The organism is Xanthocytophaga agilis, from assembly GCF_030068605.1.
Taxonomy (GTDB): Bacteria; Bacteroidota; Bacteroidia; order Cytophagales; family 172606-1; genus Xanthocytophaga; species Xanthocytophaga agilis.
The window spans coordinates 358,809-380,471 of sequence record NZ_JASJOU010000001.1; the positions used below are offsets into that span (position 1 = coordinate 358,809).

The 21,663-nt window shown below is 38.5% G+C and carries 24 protein-coding genes; 7 read left to right on the forward strand and 17 right to left on the reverse strand.

The features are described 5' to 3' along the window. The first annotated feature begins 137 nt into the window (after positions 1 to 137). The 3 genes from QNI22_RS01345 to QNI22_RS01355 all read left to right on the forward strand — a co-directional run bounded on the left by QNI22_RS01345 (position 138) and on the right by QNI22_RS01355 (position 2,537). A complete protein-coding gene (locus tag QNI22_RS01345; RefSeq protein WP_314508800.1) occupies positions 138 to 983 on the forward strand; it encodes a universal stress protein in 846 nt (281 codons plus the stop codon). Between the two features lie 360 nt (positions 984 to 1,343). Further along, positions 1,344 to 1,607: a hypothetical protein gene (locus QNI22_RS01350; protein WP_314508801.1), complete on the forward strand. Its 264-nt coding sequence runs from the start codon at positions 1,344 to 1,346 to the stop codon at positions 1,605 to 1,607. Positions 1,608 to 1,640: 33 nt separating this feature from the next. Then, entirely contained in the window at positions 1,641 to 2,537 is an 897-nt protein-coding gene (locus tag QNI22_RS01355; RefSeq protein ID WP_314508802.1) for a diacylglycerol/lipid kinase family protein, read from the forward strand. Between the two features lie 250 nt (positions 2,538 to 2,787). On the opposite strand, the gene QNI22_RS01360 is transcribed toward QNI22_RS01355, so the two are convergent. The 3 genes from QNI22_RS01360 to QNI22_RS01370 form a co-directional block, all read right to left on the reverse strand. Next, positions 2,788 to 3,312: a peroxiredoxin-like family protein gene (locus QNI22_RS01360; protein WP_314508803.1), complete on the reverse strand. Its 525-nt coding sequence runs from the start codon at positions 3,310 to 3,312 to the stop codon at positions 2,788 to 2,790. A gap of 315 nt (positions 3,313 to 3,627) precedes the next feature. After that, positions 3,628 to 4,269: an RNA polymerase sigma factor gene (locus QNI22_RS01365; RefSeq protein ID WP_314508804.1), complete on the reverse strand. Its 642-nt coding sequence runs from the start codon at positions 4,267 to 4,269 to the stop codon at positions 3,628 to 3,630. Positions 4,270 to 4,285: 16 nt separating this feature from the next. Continuing rightward, positions 4,286 to 5,404, reverse strand: a complete 1,119-nt coding sequence (locus QNI22_RS01370) for a redoxin family protein (RefSeq protein WP_313984097.1) — start codon at positions 5,402 to 5,404, stop codon at positions 4,286 to 4,288. 149 nt (positions 5,405 to 5,553) lie between these two features. On the opposite strand from QNI22_RS01370, the gene QNI22_RS01375 reads away from it, so the two are divergent. Further along, positions 5,554 to 5,892, forward strand: coding sequence for a translation initiation factor (locus QNI22_RS01375; RefSeq protein WP_314508805.1), 339 nt, complete (start codon positions 5,554 to 5,556; stop codon positions 5,890 to 5,892). An 18-nt stretch (positions 5,893 to 5,910) separates the two neighbouring features. Continuing rightward, on the forward strand, positions 5,911 to 6,456 hold the full coding sequence (locus QNI22_RS01380; RefSeq protein WP_313984092.1) for a CopD family protein: 546 nt from the start codon (positions 5,911 to 5,913) through the stop codon (positions 6,454 to 6,456). Between the two features lie 15 nt (positions 6,457 to 6,471). On the opposite strand, the gene QNI22_RS01385 is transcribed toward QNI22_RS01380, so the two are convergent. The 3 genes from QNI22_RS01385 to QNI22_RS01395 all read right to left on the reverse strand — a co-directional run bounded on the left by QNI22_RS01385 (position 6,472) and on the right by QNI22_RS01395 (position 8,808). Continuing rightward, positions 6,472 to 6,798 carry a cupin domain-containing protein gene (locus tag QNI22_RS01385; protein ID WP_313997010.1) on the reverse strand — a complete coding sequence of 109 codons (327 nt, stop codon included), beginning with the start codon at positions 6,796 to 6,798 and terminating at the stop codon, positions 6,472 to 6,474. 127 nt (positions 6,799 to 6,925) lie between these two features. After that, positions 6,926 to 7,606 carry a metal-dependent hydrolase gene (locus QNI22_RS01390; protein ID WP_314508806.1) on the reverse strand — a complete coding sequence of 227 codons (681 nt, stop codon included), beginning with the start codon at positions 7,604 to 7,606 and terminating at the stop codon, positions 6,926 to 6,928. Between the two features lie 143 nt (positions 7,607 to 7,749). Then, a complete protein-coding gene (locus QNI22_RS01395) occupies positions 7,750 to 8,808 on the reverse strand; it encodes an alpha/beta hydrolase-fold protein (RefSeq protein WP_314508807.1) in 1,059 nt (352 codons plus the stop codon). A 256-nt stretch (positions 8,809 to 9,064) separates the two neighbouring features. Between QNI22_RS01395 and QNI22_RS01400 the strand changes: the two genes are divergently transcribed. Together QNI22_RS01400 and QNI22_RS01405 are read left to right on the forward strand one after the other, a co-directional pair. Continuing rightward, positions 9,065 to 9,550, forward strand: coding sequence for a DUF4112 domain-containing protein (locus QNI22_RS01400; protein ID WP_314508808.1), 486 nt, complete (start codon positions 9,065 to 9,067; stop codon positions 9,548 to 9,550). 441 nt (positions 9,551 to 9,991) lie between these two features. Continuing rightward, complete coding sequence (locus QNI22_RS01405; RefSeq protein WP_314508809.1) at positions 9,992 to 10,726, forward strand: SRPBCC family protein; 735 nt, start codon at positions 9,992 to 9,994, stop codon at positions 10,724 to 10,726. Between the two features lie 2 nt (positions 10,727 to 10,728). Here QNI22_RS01405 and QNI22_RS01410 read toward each other — a convergent pair whose 3' ends face one another. The 11 genes from QNI22_RS01410 to QNI22_RS01460 form a co-directional block, all read right to left on the reverse strand. Continuing rightward, positions 10,729 to 12,153 carry a DUF4932 domain-containing protein gene (locus tag QNI22_RS01410; RefSeq protein WP_314508810.1) on the reverse strand — a complete coding sequence of 475 codons (1,425 nt, stop codon included), beginning with the start codon at positions 12,151 to 12,153 and terminating at the stop codon, positions 10,729 to 10,731. 104 nt (positions 12,154 to 12,257) lie between these two features. Then, the gene (locus tag QNI22_RS01415; protein WP_314508811.1) at positions 12,258 to 13,004 is read right to left on the reverse strand and encodes a LytR/AlgR family response regulator transcription factor; all 747 of its coding nucleotides are present in this window, start codon (positions 13,002 to 13,004) and stop codon (positions 12,258 to 12,260) included. Positions 13,005 to 13,006: 2 nt separating this feature from the next. After that, positions 13,007 to 14,641 (reverse strand): sensor histidine kinase, encoded by a 1,635-nt coding sequence (locus tag QNI22_RS01420; RefSeq protein ID WP_314508812.1) that lies wholly within the window; start codon positions 14,639 to 14,641, stop codon positions 13,007 to 13,009. Between the two features lie 94 nt (positions 14,642 to 14,735). Continuing rightward, positions 14,736 to 15,218, reverse strand: coding sequence for a hypothetical protein (locus QNI22_RS01425; protein WP_314508813.1), 483 nt, complete (start codon positions 15,216 to 15,218; stop codon positions 14,736 to 14,738). Positions 15,219 to 15,257: 39 nt separating this feature from the next. Beyond that, positions 15,258 to 15,905, reverse strand: coding sequence for a metallophosphoesterase family protein (locus QNI22_RS01430; protein ID WP_314508814.1), 648 nt, complete (start codon positions 15,903 to 15,905; stop codon positions 15,258 to 15,260). Positions 15,906 to 16,132: 227 nt separating this feature from the next. Beyond that, positions 16,133 to 16,549, reverse strand: coding sequence for a DUF2262 domain-containing protein (locus QNI22_RS01435; RefSeq protein ID WP_313984068.1), 417 nt, complete (start codon positions 16,547 to 16,549; stop codon positions 16,133 to 16,135). A gap of 39 nt (positions 16,550 to 16,588) precedes the next feature. Then, entirely contained in the window at positions 16,589 to 16,990 is a 402-nt protein-coding gene (locus QNI22_RS01440) for a hypothetical protein (RefSeq protein ID WP_314508815.1), read from the reverse strand. Positions 16,991 to 17,098: 108 nt separating this feature from the next. Further along, entirely contained in the window at positions 17,099 to 17,695 is a 597-nt protein-coding gene (locus QNI22_RS01445) for an NADPH-dependent F420 reductase (RefSeq protein WP_314508816.1), read from the reverse strand. Between the two features lie 70 nt (positions 17,696 to 17,765). After that, positions 17,766 to 18,641 (reverse strand): pirin family protein, encoded by an 876-nt coding sequence (locus QNI22_RS01450; RefSeq protein ID WP_314508817.1) that lies wholly within the window; start codon positions 18,639 to 18,641, stop codon positions 17,766 to 17,768. Between the two features lie 141 nt (positions 18,642 to 18,782). Next, positions 18,783 to 19,367 (reverse strand): Crp/Fnr family transcriptional regulator, encoded by a 585-nt coding sequence (locus tag QNI22_RS01455; RefSeq protein ID WP_314508818.1) that lies wholly within the window; start codon positions 19,365 to 19,367, stop codon positions 18,783 to 18,785. Between the two features lie 205 nt (positions 19,368 to 19,572). Continuing rightward, positions 19,573 to 21,162 carry a hydrolase gene (locus QNI22_RS01460; RefSeq protein WP_314508819.1) on the reverse strand — a complete coding sequence of 530 codons (1,590 nt, stop codon included), beginning with the start codon at positions 21,160 to 21,162 and terminating at the stop codon, positions 19,573 to 19,575. Positions 21,163 to 21,663 lie beyond the last annotated feature (501 nt).

Consider the following 21,663-nt stretch of genomic DNA (forward strand, 5'->3'; position numbering starts at 1 on the left):
AGATTTTGGTTTCGATAGTGATTTTTCTACCTTTCAGAGACATTCTGGTAAGCGAATGTAATAAAAGTGCTTTTTCCTGTAACATATTTTTTCTTAAAATAATTTAATCGTTTATTAATCTCTCTCAATTTTTTCCAATGAAAAAAATATTAATTCCTACAGACTTTTCTGAACAGGCCAATAATGCACTGAAAGTGGCTATTCAGATTGCTAAAAAATGCGGTGCAGAGATTCATTTGCTGCACATTGAAGAATATGTCGGCAATGTAGGGTTCAGTGCTTTGGGGGATGTAGAAGCAGATTCTTCTGCAATGGATAAACTATTTATGTTGAAACTGTTGGAGGTAAACAAAAAACGAATGCTGGAATTGATTGATACCATTGATGATGAAGTTACCGTTTTTCACATGGTTGAGATTGGACAGATGTTTCGGTTAGTACGGGAATATGTAACAGGACAAGGTATTGATCTGGTAGTAATGGGAACAAACGGTGCCAGCGGATTCTCGGGTGCATTGATTGGTTCGAATACAGAAAAGGTAGTACGTCAGGTAGGATGCCCGGTACTGAGCGTACGTAATCTGCCAGAGGTGTTCGATATGAAAAAGATTGTATTTGCCACTAACTTTGATGGTGATCAGACAGTAGTGACTGAACAACTGAAACAATTCCAGACTATCTTTGGCGCACACTTATATTTGTTGTATGTAAACACCATTTTCTCTTTCTCGTCCAGCCGTACTATCCGGGAAAGGGTAACTCAGTTTGTTACTAAACACGGGCTGACAAACTATGAGTTTCATTCATATAATGATGAAACTGAAGAACGTGGTATCATTCACTTTGCAGATGAGGTAGATGCTGACGTGATTGCAGTAGCTACGCATGGTCGCACCGGATTTTCTCATCTGTTGTTGGGAAGTATTGCGGAAGATATCGTAAACCATGCTTTGCGTCCGGTTCTAACATTCCACCTAGGATAAGTTTTTTTATAAATTATCCTATAATATTACAGGCGTATTGCCAGAGAAACTTCCTGAAATATTGACTCAGGAAGTTTTTTTATTTTGGGGAAGCTAATTTATTTTCCCATGATAGGTATAATTGTTTGTATTATTCTCTTTGTATGTATTTCTCTGCCATTTCTTATGGATTATTTATCTGGAGTGAATACTACACCAGATAATAGAGAACTTGTCAAGAATTGTTTTATAGGCCTTTTGACCATTGTAAGTGTAGTAACACTAAATGACAATGCACTGGTATTTAGTTTTGTGTGGCTTTGTTGGATAATAGGCAGTGCTGATGCTGTTGAGACAGTTCATTTTCTAAAGAGATAAAATATGGAATATTGGATTTTGATTGCTTTTTTATGCCTCATTCTGAGTTCGTATATTTATGATTTTGTGAAAGGAAAATCCGCTATATATGTACAGGATTTAAAAGATATTTTATCTGTGAGTATACTTCTGGCAGGAATACTGATTTGGAGTATATTGGATAATGCAGCGCCTGGGACATATATACATGTATTACTTTCGTTTATGGTCTTAAGTGTATTAAGTGGGTATGAGTTTTCAGGAAGTTTATGGGAATTTAAGAAATAGTTATAAGTAGCTAGAAAGTTAAACAGGAAACCCTTGAAAAAGAATATTGTTTTTGTCGTCAATCCGCGGGCAGGTACCCGATCCAAAGCCAGGATTGAAGACCTTATCAATCTATATATTGATAAGCGGGCGATTGAGTATGATATAATCTATACCAAAGCCAAAAGCCATGCAACCGAGATTGCAGCTCAGGCTGCGAATGATGGTGCACATTGTGTAGTAGCAGTAGGAGGGGATGGAACAATGAATGAGACTGCTGCTGCATTAGTTGGTACACAGACTGCGTTAAGTATTATTCCTTTGGGATCAGGAAATGGATTAGCCCGACACCTGGGAATCCCGCTGAAAACGGAAAAGGCTATTCAGATGCTGAATACAGCCCGCGAAAAAATAATCGACAGTTGTACCTTAAACGGCCGTCCGTTTTTCTGTGTAGCAGGAACAGGATTTGACGCTTATATCGGATTAAAGTTTGATCAGCAAACACGTCGAGGGTTTCAAACCTATATAAAGACTACTCTATCAGAGTTTTTTAACTATCGCCCAGATCGCTATCTCATTACACTAAACGGATCAACATTTGATTCTGAATCCTTTCTGGTAAGTTTTGCCAATGCAGGGCAGTATGGCAACAATGCCTATATTTCTCCTGAAGCAGATATTACAGATGGACTAGTGGATGTATGCCTTATGCGTCCATTTCCGTCACCTATGGCCGTGCCACTGGGAGTGCAGTTGTTTGGCAAGACATTGCATACTTCTTCATATTTAAAAGTGATGCCAACTGCAAAAGCTATTATCGAACGTCCGGCAGATGCGCCTGTCCATATTGATGGTGAACCTATGATGATGGATGCTCGTTTGGAAGTGCATATCAAGCCTGGTAGTTTACGGGTATGGTTACCTGATCTGAGTAAGAGAGGATTCTGATTTTTAAGAAATTAGTGATTCTAATGTCTGTTCAATAAGTTCAACTGAAGAAAACTTCTGGTAGCCCTCTCTATCTACCCTTGGGATCTCGTGACAAGACCGGCAATCTCTGGCTTTGAGTGTATTTTTCACTCAGAAGGCAAGCATGGCTCTATTTGTCACGAGATTTTTTCAGAAGGACAAAAAGAAATAAGAAAGAAAGAGAAAACATTTCCAACGTTTGCGATGGCTAGTATAGGTTTAGCTGGGTCTAATGAAGTTGCTCTATTGCAAGATGATCGCCTATATAGGTGCCATAATGCACAATCTGTAATCTTCCTTTTTCATCAATAAGGAAGTCTGCCGGAATAGTATTGGTGTGACCGTCTTGTGAGATTTTTTCTTTATACAATTTCTGGCCTTTCATGGTTTTTCCCAGTATACCATTGAATATACTTTTCAATACTTTACCTGTTGACCGTTCTACACTATATAAGTGATACAACTTGTTTTCAGGATCTGCAATAAAGGTGAATGGATAACTTTGCTGAGAAAGATATTCTTTCATTTTAGCTTGAGTAGATTCATATACCAACCAGACCTTTATGTTATGTTTTGCAAAATGATCTGCTTTCTGAAGTAGCTCATGGACTCGCAGGTTACAAACCGGACATCCGGCATTACGCATAAAGGCAAGATATATTTTATATCCCTGCTGATGTTGCAGACTAACAGTATTTTGCCATATGTCAAGGGTGTTAAACAAGGGAGCTGACTGATTTTGAGAGAGTTTCATAAATAGTACTGATTAGTTTTGGAAAATAGAGAGCCTGCACAACTTTTGCAGATGCGTTCAGGAAATAATTATGAATATTGTATTAGTTTTTTAGTGCTCTGACAGCTTTATATAGGGCATAACTTATACTGGCAGTAATGCAGATAGGGCAGAGCCCAAAACGGAAAAAGAATAAAAGGAACTCCCGAATGTAGTGCTTCCTGCCGGACTGGTGAATACTTTGTACCGAAGGCGGTAAAGGACATGTTGTTTGTGTAGTCATTGTACTTTCTGGTATTTGAAAGTTAATACCAGTGTTCCATTTACAATCACCTCTTACAAACTATTTTCTTTTGAATATTTGCGGGCTTGTTGTAGACATTTGTATTTCTGGTTATCAAAAGAATGTGTGTTTTTATATCCCAACTGACGCATTAAGATCTCCCGTTTGAGTTCACTCAGGAAGATGCTGGACAGCATCTTGATGCAAGGTTTGGTAATCCGCATAAATATGCGTTTGATCAGATTTGCTTGAATATAGGAATCTTCCTGCTGTTCCAGCTCAGATAAATAGTCATCAGTTAGTGGAGCAGTTAGAGAGGATGCAGTTCGATGTGCTTCCCGTAACCGCTTGAGCCAGATATTGGAGGAAATGGAAAAAATATATGTTTTTAAAGAGCTGGTCAATTCGAATTCTTCTTTGGGGATCTTATCTAATAACACTAGAATAGCTTCCTGAAAAACATCTCTTGCATCATCAGAAGTCCCACTGTTCTTTTTCACAAAGTGCTCTACCATTGGATAGTAGAATGTATAGACAATATTAAAGGCAGCATTGTCACGTTCTTTAATTGCTGCAATGATTTCAATGTCCTGCATGGTGTGTTTTTTAGGGTTAATACCATTGAGTAAATGGCAATCACCCTGTCTGGCAAAAAATATTTTATTTTCTTTCCCAATATGTGCTCTGAAGCACATATTGGGAAAAAGGCTATTAATAGTAGCGGCCAATGAGATGATTATCAACAATGAGTCGTTTCAATTCCTGAGGATTGATTGGACCTTGTTTGGCATAGACAATTTTACCACCTGGCTCAACCAGTAATGTATAAGGTAAAGCTCCCTGCCACTTTGGATCAATGATATCAATCATCTTATATACATCTCCGGACTCAAAGATATAGTTAGTATTGGAAGCTTGTGTCTTTTTCAGGAAAGCCAGTGCTTTTTCTTTCTTATCTGGTTTATCCGCACTAATGGAAACAAACTCAAAATCCCGTCCCCGATACATACGATTTATCGAAATGAAGTCAGGGAACTCAGTAACACAGGGACCACACCAGGTAGCCCATACATTGATAAGACGTAACTTGTCAGAATCGTTCTTTACTAAAGCTTTTAAACCATCTTCTGTAATGGTTGCCAGTTTTACTTCTTCTTTGGCCCAGTCTTCAAATCCTTTGGTTACACCATCCCGTTTGTCCATCCATTTGACAGAACAACCAAATGTTTTGGTTTTTGCTACAGGTACGGGTTTCCCTGCCAGCATGGCTTCCAATGCATTCCGGGCGTCATCATTTTTGGGGGTACTCCCAGGTTTTTCGGAGTCATCTATGCGACCAGTATACTGCAGCTTGCGGGCTTTGTCAAAGATAAACACATGAGGTGTCGCTACTGCTCCATATGCCAGTGAGGTTTTCTGTGTATCACCATCGTAGAGATAGGGGAAGTTATAGCCTTTTTCTTTGGCACGTATTTTCATTTCTTCAAACGTATCACTCATGTCTGTATAGCCTAGCTCATCCAATCGGACGGATTTAGGATCATTTGGCGAAATAGCTATCAGTGCTACTCCTTTGCTTTTGTAATCAGCAGCCAGTTTTTTCACCCGGTCTTCATATGCTTGTGCAGTTGGACAATGATTACAGGTAAATACAACCACCAGAATAGGGGCATTAGCAAAGCTCTTAAGTGTATACGTTTTTCCATCTGTACCTGGCAGACTAAAATCTGGGGCTGATGCACCAATTTCCAGTGTATGCGGATCTGTAGCCAGTAAGGTGCCAGGTAGTAGTAATAATGCCAGAAGAAAGGTATAAAGTGACTTTTTCATATGATATCAGGTTGAGTTAGGGCTGTTTAAAGTACAAAACTTACTCTAAAATATTATAAAAAAGCTAGAGTTATAAGTTTTTTCCGGAAAAATGATAGCAGTTATTATTTTTGTGTCTGCTAGTTTTACAAACAGTTATTCTTTTGACCATGTCGAACAAACACAAAGGACGCGAAGGCGTTGTATATTCAACCAATGAGGATTTTGAATATACGTACAATCAGGATGAAGAAGCAGAAACTCTGGCTCCGGCTCAACAGAATTTAAAAGTATTGCTAGATAAAAAGGGACGTGCCGGGAAGCAGGTAACACTGGTTACAGGCTTTGTCGGAAAAGCGGATGATCTGGAGGTGTTAGCTAAGAAGCTAAAAACCAAATGTGGAGTAGGAGGATCTGTGAAAGATGGTGAGATCATGATTCAGGGAGACTTCAGAGATAAGATTGTGCAGGAATTACAGAAAGAAGGATATAAGGCAAAAAAACAATAAGGCACCTGTACCAAACGCATGCAATACGAACACCTCAAGGCTATTCATATTATTTTTGTGGTCAGCTGGTTTGCTGGCTTGTTTTATTTGCCTCGTCTTTTTGTATATCATACCGAGGCTAATCAGAAACCAGATCTGGAACGAGATATCATTCAGGCTCAGTTTCAGAAAATGGAACGGGTACTGTTTAATGCGATTATGGTACCTGCTATGTGGCTTACTGTATTATCGGGAGCAGGGTTAGTTTATTGGACCTGGTGGGATAGCTTTGCTGCACATGGCTGGTTGCATCTAAAACTGGCCTTTGTGGTAGGATTACTCGTTTATCATTTCTTTTGCCGCAAGCTGATCTACGAATTGCGTTCAGGCAAATTCCGGTTCTCCTCCCTACAACTACGACTTTACAATGAAGTTGCAACTATTTTTCTGTTTGCTATTGTATTTCTCGTTGTTTTGAAAAATACACTGGATTGGGTATGGGGAGTAGTAGGGCTTATTGCCTTTGCTGTATTGATTATGATGGCAGTACGAATTGTAAAAACAATCCGCGAAAAGAAGCAGTAATACTACTTCTTTTCACTACAACTTCTTAAAATCTTCCCGAACAGGATTGAACACATCAATCACATAACAAGGTGTAAGTGCTTTGCCAGAATGAACTACATTACTTGGTATAACCCCTACCTGACCTTCTTTTAATACCTGAGTTTTATCTCCTACAGTCATTTCCAGTTCACCAGATATTACTGTAGTAATCTGTTCCTGTGGATGGGAGTGAGGTGGCAGATGTTTGCCTTCTTCAATGCGAACGTAGGCAATGGTTATTTGGTCAGTGTGAATAAATTTAGCAAAGAAGCCATCAAAGATTGTTTTTTCAGATTGTGCGGAAAGGTCAATAAAGGACATAAAGCAATAAGTTAAAATAGTTTGTGATAGTTTTACAATGAAAATACCAACTGTAAAGTGGACCCCTAAAAAAAGAACTTACCATAAGCCGAAACTTACAATAAGTTCATAGAGTTAATGAAATGATTTATATTTCAATGCTTTCGCCAATTCCAGGCAGATGTAATTTTATGTTTGCTGAGGTGAATTGTTCTTTTGCATTAGCTGCATCAAGTTTGATAAAACCCCAGGTATCGTAGTGAACACCCACCACAGTAGTTGTCTCTACAAATTGAGCTGCTTGTATAGCATCTTCTATACCCATTGTCAGCACATCTCCGATGGGAAGGACAGCAAAATCCAGTTTTGCCCATTTAGCTACTAATGTCATATCTAGTGTAAGACCTGTATCACCACTATAGTAGAAGTTACCATCAGAAGTTTTTAGGGCAAATCCGCTGGCTACACCAGCATAGTTACCATCCTGAAAACTGCTGGAATGTTGTGCTCCAAACGCTTTTACGGTTCCAAAGTCGAAACTTACTTTCCCTCCTGGATTCAGGGGATGTACATTCTTTACACCTTGCTGACCAAAATAGGTGTAGAGTTCCCAGCTACCTACTATCGTTGCACCTGTACGATTGGCAATACTGACAGCATCCAGCATATGATCAAAGTGTCCATGGGATACAAATATATAATCAGCCTGTATCTGGTCCACCTGAATGTTTTTGGCCAGTTCATTGCCTGAAATGAAGGGATCAAATAAAATGTGTTTGCCACCTGCTACTACCGAGAAACAGGAATGACCATAATAGGTAAGTTTCATTTTAACAATTAGTTTGTTTTCTGGTTTCTAAAAAAGATTGTTCTTCTGCTTCAAAGAAAGAAAACTTTTTCTGGCTTACCATATTTGTGTTTTGTTTTTCTCTTACCTATTTCTATTTTCCCTGAATGTCAAGACCAAATACATCAGTTGATTTTTTTCAGTGAGGTTGGTTTCTGATTTGTTTCCTCATATACAACAGACATTTTTCCTGTTTCTTCTTTGAATGTGAATGTACCTTTCTGATTTTCATACATAAAAAATCCATTTTTGGTATAGGGAACAAGTTGTGTTGGGCTCTGACCTGATTTAAAATACAGCTTCTCATTTTGAACGAATACAGTATACTTTTCATTCGGTTCGCTTTCGAGGATATACGTTCCTGCATATTTTTGCAGTGTTTTGGCCGGTACTGCTATAGGTTTATATTTCTTACAATAAGCAAAGGCAATAGCATTTTGCATAACCTGAGCCAAGGCTGCACCATGCCCGGCATTGGGTGTAATGGCAGTTTCCAGGTCCAGTTGTTTACAGTTTTGTTTCAACAGGTATGCTTTGAATTTTTCGATATTAGCAGTAGTTTCATGTTCATAGGAACCAACTCCTACAAATACTTTACTTTTCAGGTCTGTATGACTGGCAAAGTATTTCTGAGCTGGTGCAAGTAATTCATTTCCGTTATTACCAGGTGCACCTATAAAGATCATATTAAACAATTCCGGATAGGTGAAAAGTACATAGGTAGTAAACATGCCTCCCAGCGAATAGCCATACAAAGCTTTGTTATCTGTTATACGATAGGTACTCTTTACAAAAGGCATTACTTCATCTGTAATAAATTTCAGAAATGCAGGTCCACCTGTAGAAGGGTTTAAGTCGCGAGACCGTTTGTTTGGACGATTACCATACCCAATTCCCACAATAAGAGGTTCTGTTGTGGTATAATCTTGCCGCAACATATTAAAGCAATTCATTGCAACGGTCATATTCCAATCCCCATCTGTCATATACAGGACTGGATAACTGATCTTAGAGGTATCATATCCTGGTGGAAAATGTATATAGATTGTAAAATCATCATTCACTTGTTTGGAATGATAATCCCAGTTGACAATTTCCTTTTCAATAAAGGGAGACGGTTTTTCGCTTACTAGTTGTGCAAATGCTGGTTGAGAAAGCAGTAGATACACTACTAGTATACCCATGAAAAAACTGAGTGAATATTTTGGTTGTTTTCTGGAGTGGTTCATAAAATCTGGTAAAATGAAATGGTTGGATGAAGAAAGGTAAGCAAAAAATAATCTATCTGGTTTACAGGATGTGATACCTGGTTACAAGAGTGTATGAATGTACTACTATCTGTTGGTACAAGTTTTGTATCTGTATTACTTTGAGTATAAGAGAGTAAAAGAGATTCTTTATAGCTTTTCGGTAACTAATTAACAAGAAATCAGAATGACTATGAAAACGACATATGTACAACCAGGAAAAGTAGTAAGGCACGTTCCGGAGCTTCAGTGGATTGAAACGACTGCTCACATCATGGATAATGCTTTCCGTATTCCGGGTACTACTATTCGCTTTGGCCTTGATCCTATTATCGGTCTTATTCCTGGGATAGGGGAGTTGATCACCTTTGGTATTTCCGGAATGATGGTATTGATGATGGCACGTCATGGGGTGAGCCGGAAAGTGGTACTGATGATGGCAGGAAATGTAATGCTGGATTCTATCTTGGGTAGTATTCCATTACTGGGTGACTTGTTTGATATTGGTTTTAAATCCAATCAACGTAACCTGAATTTGCTTAGAAAGCATTACCAAGAAGGAAAGTATCAGGGTAACGGTACGGGTATAATCATTATTGTCGCATGTATATTGCTAGCCTTTCTGTCATTTTTGATCTGGGCATTATGGAATCTGGGTGAATATATTTTCGGTCACTAATGATTGTAGGCTATCTGCGTTTTAAAACAGGCAAGTTTGCCAGTGAACGGAATTTTGTTCGTAAATGAAAAATAGCAATGGCGTTCCGTAATCTACTTTCAAATCATTTTTGACTGGAGTTCGAATCGATTTTGTGTTTGACCGGAATACCGATCACTTTCCAGAAATATTCGAATAATGGTCAATTTTGCGTTTGACCTGAATTTAGTTCAAACTTTTGTTTGACTGGAGTTCCGATTATTATTTTAGTTGCGCATACTTCACGTCAGGAATAAAAATGACGTTAAGTATGCGCATTGCTTTTTTAAGACATAAACCTCTCGAAAACCTTTTTATATAATTCCACATTAGAATAGGGAAGTGGCATTTATTTTTATGTAATCATACTGCTTCTTTCGTACCAGAAGTAACGTATATTCGTTTTTTAGTATAAACTGTAGAATGTATTTTAGTTGTATGATTCCTGTTGGACTTTGTTTAGGAGTATTGATGTCTATTGCTGTTGTAACAGAATGTCTGGAACATTCCACTGAAGCCTGTTCCGGATACATAGCTAATGTGGTAAAACCACTACCTATTTCTGATACAGAATCAGGTTGGAACCTGGAAAAAGATGCTAATCAGGTACAGATCTATGTGAAAGCTGCTTCAGGAGGTTCGTATAGACAGGTTAAGGCTGTTACAACTATCTCTACTACACTCAGTGGTATGGTGGCGCTGATCAAAGATGCTTCTGCTTCTCCTCGCTGGATGGATCGTGTGGTTAAATATGAAACGCTACAAAACATAAATGATAAGGATTGGTATACTTATGCCGAAATAGGCATTCCCTGGCCTTTTAAGAATGCGGATGTAATTACACACAATGTACTGACGCAGAGTACAGATGGAAAGGTGACTATAGACATTAAAAATGCCCCCTCCTATATAAAAAAATACAAAGACAAAGCACGTGTATTGCAGGCTGGAGGGAGCTGGGTGTTAACACCCGAAGAAAATGGTGTAAAGGTGGAGTATATTTTTCATGCAAAGCCAGAAGGTCTTTCCTTACCTGCCTGGTTGGTCAATTCCATCACTGTACAGAGCTTTCATCGGTCTATAGAACGTATGCGACACCTGGCTGAAATGCAGAAGTATAAAACAGCTAAACTGGAGTATATCAAACAACCTGTATAGGTCTATTGTACCGTAGTTTTAATGGTTGTGTAGGGTTTAAGTGTAATTCCTTTTCGACTTTTCAAGGGTGTCCGAACTTTCCATGCATAGTTTAGAATAAGCCGATTCTGATAACCTTTTACTAGTGGCAGAGTAAAATGTAGTTCAGTGTTCTGGGCTTTCCAACGTAGTGAATTTTTCTGCTGTGTTATTTCGAACTTCTGTTGCCGCGACTTACCATCTTGTTCAATGACTCTGATAATATCAAATGAAACCAGATTTTGCATAGATTCGGAAAATTGTATCTTGTAAGCTACTAAAGTATCTGAGATAGTTTGATTATCGAGATTGCAGTATGTTATGAGGGGTTTATTTATCGTACGCTGGAGTTTACCAAGACGTTTGAGTAATGCTGGATACAGATCTTTGATCCTTTGGCCAGATTTGCGATGTTCATACAGATTAATTAATTCCTGAGTAAACAAGGTGCTGGCATAAAATCCTCTTGTTTCATTCTGTAACGTCCAGTTGGTGCATACTTGTTTGGCTACTTCCGGGAAAAACTTCCGAATATAGATATCATATACAGCCCATGTCATGTATTCATTAAACGTGGCCAGACTATCTGTTTCATATCCACTTCCTGCATCCCAGACAGCATTATTGAAATTTTCTTTGAGTAATTGACGGTGATGATAGGTAACCGGATTTACAAATGCATGATCCAGTTCGGTAAACAACATATGAATTCCTGTAGCAATATCCTCTTTTGAGGCATTGTTTGCTGATTTTCCATTCAGAATAAAAGCTGGTAAGGTAATAAAGTCTGTTTGTACTCCATTGACAACCCGATGGCAATTCATACGCCCCACCAATGGTGACATTACAATGGCATAGTGTGCTGTGTTTTGTTCCTGACCAAATTCCTGTTCAAGGAAATGAAATATCTGTGTGTACTGTTGGGATTCCAGATATGTAGTAGCAAGTGTCTGATAATAGGGGAGATGTTTGGCATAGAACTCACGAAAATTCGTAACCTGGACAAAGTCGTTGATCAGATCCTTATTTTCCTCAAAAGCATTGTGTTCCTCAATGGTGCGAAAAACTACATTCCTGATCAGACGATTATTTTTATCTAGTGAAAATGCATAGGAGTCTGTCCGGAAACTTAGGTAGCTGTCCCATTTCTCGCGGGAATAGTTGGCTTTGACAAGTAAGGGATGACTGGCAAATGGTGCAAAATAGGCTCTGACTTCTTTGTAATAGTCTGAATGCTGTTCTACTTCCCAGGGATCTGTTTTGCCATATTCTGTCAGTGCCAGAATGATATTGGCTAGTTCGTAGGTTTCGGATAGCCTCACCAATTGATTATCTGTTGACTGGGCTTTGAGTACGATACTCTGTACGAAAAAAAAGAGCATAGGGATAGCTGCTGATAAAGTTTTCATCAGAATTTTGGTTTAGTATGATGTATAATAGTGGCTAATGCTTGCTTTGAGGATATGTAGTTCGCATTAGATTCGGAGATTTATTTAGTTAGATACTAGTATAGCTAGAACTGTAAGGCTTTTTTTACTTCTTCTTTTTTGCCTCGGGATACAGGGATCTCTTTGCCGTTTGTCAATAGCAGAAAATCACCATATTCTTTCTTCCAGCTTCGGATGTATTTTTTGTTGACCAGATGTGACTGATGACAACGAATAAAGCCATACTCCTTTAGAATGTCTTCGTACTCATAAATGGGCTTACAAACCAATAATTCTTCCTCATCTGTCAGAGAAAAGGTGGTGTAGTTGTTTGACGATTCACAACAAATGATGTCACTCACCCTGACAAAGCGCGTCTCTTTGGTGGTTGCCAAGGCTATACGCTGATCTTCCTTAACTTGTTGGGTTTTGAGCAGGTGCATCAGATTCTCCAGCTGCTGATTATGAACTTTTAGCTGACGTTGTTTCATAGCCCGTTGTACCGCCGATTGGAGTAATGTAATATCCACAGGTTTAAGCAGGTAATCCACTGCTGCAAACCGGAAGGCTTGTATGGCATGCTGGTCATAGGCAGTAACAAAGATGACCTCAAAATCATAGTGAGACAAACTTTGTAACAGATCAAAACCTGTCTGACCTGGCATTTGTATATCCAGGAATAACAGGTCAGGTTGGTGTTCATACAAAAGTTTTTTACCAGTTTCTGCATCCAGTGCTGTAGCACTTACTTCCACCTGTGGACAGTATTGAGCAAGCAGTGCTTTCAGGTTATCAAGATTGTGTTGTTCGTCGTCTATAAGTACAGCTTTCATAGTTATAAAAACCACTGGTAAAATGTAAGCGTGATAGAGGTACCTGTTCCTTGATTTGTATGAATGGAAAGGTCGATAGGTTGCTCCTTATTCAGCTTATTTAAAAGTGAAATTCGTTCCTTGGTAAGTTTTAGTCCATATCCTGTAGACAATTGTTCCGAAACAAAACCTTTTCCATTGTCTTGAAGCGTAATAACCATTGAATCATCCTGTTTGCTGACATCTATCTCAATAATACCTTGTGCATAAAGCGATGACACACCATGTTTGACAGCATTTTCTACCAGAGGTTGTAATAAAAGCGAAGGAATGCTGGTCTCATATAGGTTGATCTCTTTTTGAACGTTAATCTGATAGGAAAAACCAAACCGGAGTTTTTCCAGTTTCAGATAAGTTTCCAGCATCTGCACTTCTTCATATAGAGAAATGGTGTCTTTGTTGCTATTTTGAAGCGATTCACGTAAAAGCCTTGCAAAGTCAGACAGATACTCGTTGGCACCTTGTACATCTTGCTTGTTGATAAGCCCCTGTATAGAACCCAGTGCATTAAAGACAAAGTGTGGATTTAACTGTGCATAGATTGCTTTCAGTTCCAGTTGTACCTTTGTTTTGTTTGATAATTCCTGTTGTGTTCTTTGCTTTTGTCTGAGATAGAGAACCAAAGATGTAATAGCACCAAAAAATACAATGCTAAACATCCCTATAAAGACCCGGAACCAGGTAGATTGGTACCATACCGGAGCTACTTCAAATTGATAAGATGTAGTATGTTCAGGCTGAACTGTGTAGCGTATATGAATCTGATACATACCTGGGGGATAATCTTTGATCCATACAAAACTGTTATTATACTCATTTACTTGCCAGGGGATAAATACTGAACCATCCCGAATAACTTTATATTGTATCTGACTTTTGTCGTAAATGTTTGCTTCCAGTACTAAGATCAGGTTAGTATTTTTATAAGGTAAGACAACTTTGTCCGATAAAGATAGAGAGGTGTCAGTCGCTTTGCTCATCCATGGATATTGCAGTTTTCGTAAAAAGATATCAAAGTTGGCAGACGTATAGACTTTTGCTATTTGCGGACGAATAGATTCCCAGGAGATAAGGCTGGTTGCGACAATGTGATGCATATTCTCCTGGCGAACATCTATAATGAGTGTCTTACCCAATTGTGTTTTGTATCCACCCAGATAAGCCATCTGAGGAAGAGTTGATTCTTTGATCAGTACAGAATCTGTAAATGTACTTATTTGGCTCCAGGGTAGCAGAATGCGATTGCCAGGATATTCACTCAGTCTGTACTGATAGTTGTGAGCATTGGTAGGTGTCACCCCATGAAGGAAAAAGTGTGCTTGAGCTGTATCGAAAGTGGAGCGCGCAATAACTTTAGCCCAAAGCCGATCCTTCAGGAAAGCAGAATCTTTTGATAATATGTCGAAGTGTTTGCTGTTTTCATTTGTCACCCAGAAAGAGTTATTCTCTTTGCGGATAGCCAGAATGAGATCTACTTTAGAGGGATCTTCATAAATGCCTTCATTGTAACTCTGAGAGAACTCTCCCCAGGGAATCTGTGCATAGGTTGGAGTGATTAGGCACACTACAAAGAACAGGAATAGAAGTAGGTTTTTCATGCCGTTTGATTTCTCTATCAAAAATCGGCTTTTTTCTTTTATAAATCAGTGTTACTGTGAATCTGGTAGAATGGACTGTGAATTGAGAACTTCCTCATTTCATAAATGAATGTTCTGTTTTTTGCATTTCTGCAACAAGGGTCTTTTTAAAGTCTTGATAGATAGTGGGAGATCCTAAAACTGTCGTTGTATTTTTGTCAATAATCAACATGCTATCAGGATAACCACCCCAGTAATAACCATAGCCATAATGGTTTTCAAGCTTTATTTTTGTGGTATTGCCAATAAAGTAGATACTTTCTTCTTTGCATAGAATAGCCTGGAAATCTTCTTCAATGCGAGTATAACAAATGCCTAGAAAAGTTTTTTTTACGATTATTCTATTGTTTTCAATCTTAATTAATGAGTAAGGTGCAAGAAATGATATAAGTAAAATAAGCGTGTTATATATAACTAATTGTGTCAGATCAACATACTTTCTTAAAAAAAGGAAAGTAATAATTGAAAGGATAAGTAATAGATAGAATAGAAGAAGACCATCTATAGTGTTTCGACTCTTATATTGCAGTTGAATCATAAATATCCTGTTAATAGAGAAGTAATTGTAATGATAGTGTTATCCTTGTCGGTCTACATTCTTTTGGGTAATAAGTTCGAAGCTATCCAGGTTTAAAGCACATAAATTTCCATATTCACCAGCAGCCTCCCGCAATCCACGATAACACCCATTATCCAGAGGAAGTATGGGCTCCCTGTTCTTGATTGCCAGTGTGATTTCACTGAGAGAATGGATTGTATGTCCATGAACTACTTTACGTTGATTGAGAAATTCTTCATCTGGCAGAGGGGATTGTCGCATCCATAACATAGAATAGGTATCTTCCAATGGATCTGACGCCAAAAAGTTAAGACCTGCATGAACAAGGTAAAAATGATCTGTTTCGTAGTAATAGGGAAGTTCTATAAAAAAGTCTCTGTAAGGAGGAATAATTTCATCCAAACGGTCTGCCAGTAACATTTGCTCATGATTTCCCCGCAGAGGATATACTTCATATTGACTGGCACGCAACTGAATAATATAGTCAAGTACTTTGGTTTGCTTTGGTCCCCGGTTAATGTAATCACCCAGTAAAAATAGCTGATCGCTTTGGGTAAGGCCAATCTGATCTTCTACCAGTGCTCTGAATGTGTCAAAACATCCATGAATATCTCCAATAGCAAATCGTCTGCCTGCTTTTGTTTTTTTAACATAGGTTCCAGTCATGATTGCTCTGATGTTAGGTTAGTCTGGCAATAGGTGTATACTTGGTTTGCGCCTGTGTATCAGTTTGTAATTTATGGATTTGATTTGTTTTTTACATGTTATACTCCAGAATTTCTGTTTCGTTATAGTTCTTATCAGTCAAAATATAAGATGATAATTGTAGTTCACTATTTGATTTTATTATATCACTGACAGGAAAGGTTTTCATAAGAACATGGTTAAAATGTTTAACCCCATATTGTTGTTTGATCAATGTCACAGTTTTCGTTTACTTCTATAATAATACTGTGTCCCCAGAATGTATCTCCGTCATTGTAGAAGATCTGAAAGCTTAAATCCTGAAAGAAATTAATCCCATCGATCTGTATTCTGTTCACAAACTCTTGTTCTGAAATTGGATTTTCTTCCCAATCGTCTTCATCTTCCAGATAGCCTGGATAAAGTGCAAACAACTCTGCATCCAGTAGTTCCTTGTTGGATTTTACCCAATCCAGACGTTGTTCTATCTGAAGTGTATATTCTTCAAGATCAAACAATGCAGTTTCCTGTTCGTCAAAGGCAATACGTACCTGATTACTAAATATTAGTGCGTTCTTTTCGTAGCTTCCTAATTGCTGATTTAGTGTATATTCCTGTAAACTCATTGTAATTGATTTATTGGTAGATCTGTTCTGTAAATACATTCAGTCATTGAAATACTCCTCAGCATTTTCTGTAGAAGTCCATTCCTCCATATCTGGTAGTACTACCTTTTGCACAAACGCAAACAGGTTTTTATACTCACCACAGATGATATTCCATTGAGTATTATGAAATGAGGGATGATAATAGATGACATTCTCACAAATCTGATTGTCTTTGATTTCAAATCCTGCAAAGTCATCTCTGTCATGACGTCTGAGAATGGTTATGAGTTCCCTTTTAGCAGGATTTTCCAGTTGAAATCGTTGCGTAGCAAATGCAAATTCATCCAGTTGAGAGCAAAAGTGCCAGGGTTCAAAAGAGACCAGATTCTGGCCAACAAACCAGCGGAATGCATTGGGTAATAAGAGTCCGTTAGTTGTTTTGAATAAATGTGCATTCATAACCTGCTACTTTTTTTTAGAAAAAAAATATTCAGGCGGAAAGATATAAAAAATCCCATTTTGAATGTGGAAACGCTCAAAATGGGAGTAGAATAGGTATAAAAAGAATCAGGAGAATTTTAACAGGTTTTTAGCTGTGAACGGACCTCCAAATTGTTGCAGTTTGCCACCAACAGCTAGGGTACCTAAATCGATGCCTGCAAAACCCATTTTTGTAAGGAGATCTTCGATTTGAGCCTTAACTGAGGAGTTGTCACCTGAATAAAAAATAACTCTGTGTCCCGCGCCTTCCTGTGGATTTGCTGTTAAAAGTGCAGCAGGTAAAGTATTAAATGCCTTGATTACATGTGCATCAGGTATCAGGCTGGCAATTATTTCACTGGAAGTGGTATTGCCCAGATCCAATGGTTTAAACTCCGGAAAAGAAATAGCATTTGTGGCATCCAGCAGAATTTTACCCTTCCAGGATGATATACTTTTGATGACTTGTTCTGCTTTTTCCCATGGTACTGCCAGCAAGATAATATCTGCCTCGGCTGCTTCCTGTACGCTTCCGGCTCTTAGGCCTTTGCCTATCTGTTGTATAATACCTGTCAGCGATTCTGCTCCTTTGCTGTTGCTGATAACTACTTCATTGCCGGTTGTGACTGCATGTTTTGCAAATGCCTGACCAATATTGCCGGCTCCAATAATTCCGATTTTCATAAAAATAAAAATAGATATGTATGATAGGACTAGATCCCTCCTGAATAGAAGAGGAGGGATCTAAGTATAATTAATTGGTGTATTCTATTTTGCCGTATTTTCCAGCAAAGAAGTCCCGATAAGCTTCTGCTACTTCCAAACGGCTATTCATCACAAATGGACCTTCGGCTGCAATAGGCTCCTGATAAGGTTCACCACCGAACAAGATCAGATCTGCAACTTCGTTATGTATATTTGTGAAAGCCAGTGAAGTTCCTTCTTCAGAGAAAACAAGCAGTTCGCTGTTTCCATAGTCATTACCATCTATCTGTATTGACTGTGTTGGGATGAATGCAGCATATTCCAGACCTGATTCCGCTTCAAACTGAAATGTTCGACCAGGATTAATCCGGATGTGAAAGATAAATTGTCTGGTAAATGTGATTACAGGTGATATATGACCTTCATAGCTACCAATTAAAACACGAAGTTTACCAACATGATCTGTCCATTCTATCTCTGGAACATCCTGAGGCTGAACAGCCAGATAAGCTGGAGCTTCCGCTTTATTCTTTGCGGGTAAGTTTACCCAGAATTGCAGAGAATGTAATACCCCACCATTTTTTTGAAATTCCTGACTGAGATGTTCATCATGGATTATTCCATTGCCTGCTTTCATCCATTGAGCACCGCCTGCACTGACAATTCCATGATTCCCTTGACTATCGTAATGTTCTAGTTCACCACTGAATAAATAGCTGAATGTTGCAATTCCCCGGTGTGGATGAGCAAATTTTCCATTGGGTATTTCAGGAGTTTCTGGTTTTTGCTGGTAAGGATATACATGATCCAGAAAGACAAATGGACCAACTGCATCAACGTAGTAGTTAGGAACCATCCGATTGACTTGTAACTTACCAACAGTAGCCTGTGTACCGTTATAGGTAACAGAAATATTCTTTTTCATATAAGTGATAGTTTGTATCGATTGAACAATACAAAATTCGGGAATAGCTACCTCTTTATACTTGACAAAAGCCTGAAAATGCAATTGACATATGTCAACTACATTTTCAGGCTTTTGTCAAATGAAAATGGATAGAAAGACTTATTTATATAGTAGCCTTTTACGGATTCGGGTTAATGTTTCCGGGGAAATGCCTAAATAGGAGGCTATCATATTCTGAGGGAATCGCTGCAGAAATTCAGGATGGTTGGTAACAAAATCCTGGTATTTCTCTTCTGCATCCATTCCGATGGAAGCATGGATTCGCTTTTGGGTTGCAATGTGGTGCTTCATATCCAGTACCCGAACCATTTTTACAAATGCCGGAATTTCATTGAGTAATTGCTGGTAATGTTCCTGATTCAGCACCAGCAGTTCACAATCCTCCAATGCATCAATATTGTAAGGAGAGGGTGAAAGCATAAAAAAGCTTTCTCTGTCACCTATCCACCAGTTTTCGATACCGAACTGTATAATGGTTTCGTGTCCTTTGTCATTGACGGTATACATGCGCATAGAACCTTTGAGGATAAATGCCATTTGTTTAGCTACATCACCTTCCTGAAGGAAATATTGTTTCTTACGTAACTTTTTAAATGTAAAAGCCTGATGAACGATCTCAAATTCTTTATCTGTTAGGGACATTGAAGAATACTTCTCAACGTATTTCCGCAAAGCTTCATGCATACTAGTATTTTTGTAAAGTGCTTAGTGGACAGTAGTGTCCAACTGATAAGTGGTTTTCTAACGTAAATATAGAAAAATCTCTTTCGAATTTGAGGAATTCGGATTTGATAGGTGGTGGTATACTAAAGCAATTGCCCGAGAAAATCTGCCATTAATCTATTGTTGGCTGATTTCTTCGGGCAATACTATACTGGTATAGGTACTTTTACTGTACTTTGGCTAACCAAAGAGACGCATTCAGATGTAAGGCAGGATGAGAAGTGTATCCAGAAGGAACATCTCCTGACCAGCCGTTAAACAAATTGTCATTAGTATCTCCAGTTCCATCATCTGAAGGGGAGCTGTCACCTACAAACACAATACGTCCATTTCCATAGGTAGCCAACAAGGCCATTACACCTGTATTACCTCCTAATGTACTACTTGTACGCCAGAACAAACCTTGTACAGAAGAGTTATTGGAAGGATACAAAGTGGCAGTTGTGCCATTATAAAAGGCTAGCTTAGTAGCAGAACCTGCCGAACCATTCAATACAGCCTGAGCGTTTGTATTGGTTCCTGTATATACCTTTGTTGTAGGTTGTTCGCTGATATCTACTAAATCTACAACGAAACCAAATGGGTTACTGTTATTGATTCCATTATTTGTCATCATATCGTTCCATACACGAGGAGAGTCGTAGCCGTCTCCATCACGATCAGAAGGATTGTATCCATTGGGATCTGCTCCAGATATATTGGTACCCGTATGATCTGCAATCATCATCAATCCACCTCCATTTGCAATGAAATTCATAATAGCTGTTTTCTCTGAAGATGTAAACAACCGATTGGGCTCAATAACCATAAATACATCATAGTTACTCAGATCCTGAGCGTTAGAAGCATCTCCATAGGTGATAGCACCACCATTCGGCAAGGTTTCTACCAGATGGCCACGTTTTGCCAATTCTACTGCCCATGCTGACATACCTCCTTTCCAGTAAGTTTCACTGGTACTGGATGTGATGCCTGTATATGAAGGAGTAGGATACCGTTGTGCTTTGGTTTCAGTAGTAGATCCTCCTGTATAGATAGGCACACTTTCTGTACCATCTGCATCAATCTGCCAGTCTGCACTACCTGCATTTTCTCGCTTGGAGGCATCAAACAAGAACTTCTTGGCTGTAGTGCCACCACCTGTACCATTATCGTTGATGATAATGTCGTCAATGTTGATACGATTGCTGGAACCAGACAGCTTCCGGATCTCCAAACGAACGGTGCCTGATATATTTAAGGTAAACGTTTGGGTTTGTAGAGTTGAAGTTGTGGTTATGTTAGATCCTGTCTGGGTCCATGTACTGCCATTATTGACGGAATACCAGAGTCCCCATTGGCTACTTGCATCTGTTCCATAGGTGCCATGTTTAACGCTTACAGTACTGATCCCTGTTGTCACATTAAACAGCATGGTTATTTTACCTGTATTTCGTATACGTGCTGACCAGGAACCGCTTTTCAGATCTCCGCTTAGATTTCCAATCAGTGCATCATACAAATTCCAGGTGTTGCTCAGCAATGTCACATTGTCACCACTGGATGATCCGGTTGGAGAGACATCATAGGCTGTTTTGGGGCTTGTTGAACCTACCTCAAATCCTTGAGATAGAGAAACTGCTGCTGCTGAAACGATAGTCTCATCAACAGGCGCTTGGATACGGACCTCGTTTAATTCTGGAGTACAGCTGGTCACAATGAGACCTGCCAGAAGTGTAATGGCAAGCCCACGCATGGTTTGTGTTAATACGATCATAAATGATAGAGAAGTAAAAGAAAAAAATGAATAAAATATACTGTAGATTTTTGAGTATTTATGGTGTAAATATCTAATTTTTAGATGGTTATGTGTGTTATGGAATTGTTTATTTTTTGTGATATAATTATTTTTTCTTATCCTTTTATCTGATACTATAAGAAAATGGAAAAAAAAACAATTTACCCTTGCTGCACAAAAGTTATTAATTATAAATATCTGGTAATAAGGAGGTGAGGCAGATCCGGGAGGAAAGTCAGGTATCGATCTGATAAATTATTAAATGATGTAAAATAAACGTACTTTTATCAGTATCAGTCATTTAAAAGATCTTACCAAGGACTTTAATGCATAAGATGGATTGTGGGAATTTGGATGATTTTGGTCATCGTAAATACTGAAATAATTCTTTATCTATGCTATTATTTGACGATAACAAGGATTAATTCTACACCCGTTTATGCAGAAACATAGACGGATGCTGCATAGACTATTTAAGTA